General features: G+C 69.7%; 3 protein-coding genes. All 3 read right to left on the minus strand.

Annotated elements, in window-relative coordinates; genetic code table 11:
- Positions 1-471, minus strand: a 471-nt coding sequence (locus RTU05_RS18010) for an ABC transporter permease (protein WP_312599652.1), incomplete at its 3' end; no start/stop codon positions are given.
- Positions 468-1,631, minus strand: coding sequence for an ABC transporter permease (locus RTU05_RS18015; protein WP_003166883.1), 1,164 nt, complete (start codon positions 1,629-1,631; stop codon positions 468-470). The genes RTU05_RS18010 and RTU05_RS18015, both read right to left, overlap by 4 nt.
- A partial coding sequence (locus RTU05_RS18020; protein WP_312599653.1) for an efflux RND transporter periplasmic adaptor subunit occupies positions 1,628-2,028 on the minus strand: 401 nt, incomplete at its 5' end. The genes RTU05_RS18020 and RTU05_RS18015, both read right to left, overlap by 4 nt.

A 2,028-nucleotide genomic window follows, 5' to 3' on the forward strand; every position in this document is an offset into this window, starting at 1 on the left:
CGCCGGCGCGCCCTGCGCCATCGCCTGATCGACGGCGGCCTCGCCCGCCTCGGCCGTGATCGCCGCGCCTATGCCGGCCAGCGCCGTGCTGCTGCGCAGCAGATAGGCGCCGTTGCCATAGAGGGCCACCGTCCCTTGCCCGCCGGTCAGGATGCGACGTTCGAACCCCGCAGGCACGACGACGATCGCCCCCGCCCCTCTCGTCCGCAACCAGTCGTCCGCCGCCTCGGGCGACGGCAGGCGGGCGACGAGATCCGCCTGCTGCAGACCCGAGAGCTTGTGCACCAGCGAACGGCTGGCCCCGGTGTTGTCCAGATCCACCACGGCGACCGGGATCCGGACGGCGACCTCGCCGGAATAGGCGGAAGGGTAGAAGAAGGAATAGAGGATCGTCGACACCACGATCAGCATGAAGGCCGACCGGTCGGCGAGGACCGCGCGAAACGTCGCGATGAAGGCCCGGCCGATCAACGTCGCCCCCAGACATCGGGTTTGCGGGAGGCGGCCAGATATTGCGGCAGGCCCAGCCCGAACCCCACGACCGCGAAGGTCATCAGGATCAGCAGCAGGTTGACCGACATCGCCGCGGGCGCGCCCATCATCCATTGTTCGGCGACGAGACGGGCGAAGGTGGTGTAGGGCAGAAGCGCGCTCCAGACGCGCGCGAAGGCCGAAGCGGATTCGATTGGAAAGACGGCCCCGGCGAAGGCGAAGGAGGCGCCCGCATAGAGGGCGGTCATGGACAGCGCCTGCCCCATGGACAGCGTCAGGCCGACGATCAGCGTGGCCATACCCGCATAAGCGAGATAGAGGCCGACATAGCCCGCCAGGAGCAGGCCGACGCTGCCTTCAACCGGCCAGCCGCGAAACGCCGCGAGATAGATGGTCGCCAGGGCGCCCCAGACGAGAAAGATCGCCACATAGGGCGCGATCTTGCCCACGACCGCCGCAGCGGCCTCGCGCGGCGGCCCGGCCAGCCAGCCGCCGATCGTCCCGTCTCGCAGTTCGCGTCCCAGGGCGCTGACGACCGCCACCATGAACAGCAGATGCAGCAAGGCCGGGTGGATCAGGGCGACCAGTTGCAGCTCGTAGCTGGCCTGGGGATTGTAGAGGATGCGGCTCTGGACCTGGATCGGCGCCGGCCGCACCCGGCCCGGGCCGAGGATCGCCGCGCTCTGTTGCGCGGCCAGGGTCCGGGCCTGGCTCTGGATCACGGCGCCGACCTCGCGCAGCACTGACCCCGAGGGCGTGGAGTAGCTGGCGTTGTAGAAGACCAGCACCCTGCCCGCCTCGCCGCGCAGCACCGCGCGTTCGAGCCCTTGCGGCAGCATGACGATCGCATAGGCGCGGTTGGACCGCACCACGCTCTCGGCCTCGGCCATATCCTTGGGGCGGGCCGCCACGTGCAGGCCGGGCGAGGCGTCCAGACGACGAACCAGATCGCGAGCGACGCTTCCGCCGTCGGCGTCGACGACGGCGACCGGCAGATCGCGCATAACCCCCGCCGACATCTGCACGGCGACGAGGGCGAGAAGCGCCAGCGGTAGCCAGACGACGAGGAACAGATCCCAGAAGCTCCCGCGCAGAAAGGCGATCTCGCGTCGGGCGCCGGCGAGAAACGCCGCGATCATTGCGGCCAGTCGAACAGGACGGTCATGCCCGGCCGCAGCCCGTCGACGCGCGAGACCGGTGCGACGCGCACCTCGAAACTCTTGACGTCGAAGCCGCTCGACTGCCGGGTCGCACGCCAGGTCGCGAAATCTCCGGCGGGAGCGATGAAGGTCACCCGGAACCGGGCCGTGCGGTTCTCCAGAGCGGGAATACGACCCGTCAGAGTCTGTCCGCGTCGAATCCCGCTGAACTGATCCTCGCGCAGGGTGAGCGTCACCCAGGGATGCTCTATGTCCGTGAGCATGAAGACCGGGAACCCCTGCGGGACCAGTTCGCCGGGCTGGGCGAGCCGCCGGCCGACCTCGCCGGACGACGGCGCCAGCACCCGGGTTTCGCGCTCCGCCGCCTCGACCTCAG

Origin of the sequence: Brevundimonas sp. (assembly GCF_032017145.1) — a bacterium.
In the GTDB taxonomy this organism is placed as follows: domain Bacteria; phylum Pseudomonadota; class Alphaproteobacteria; order Caulobacterales; family Caulobacteraceae; genus Brevundimonas.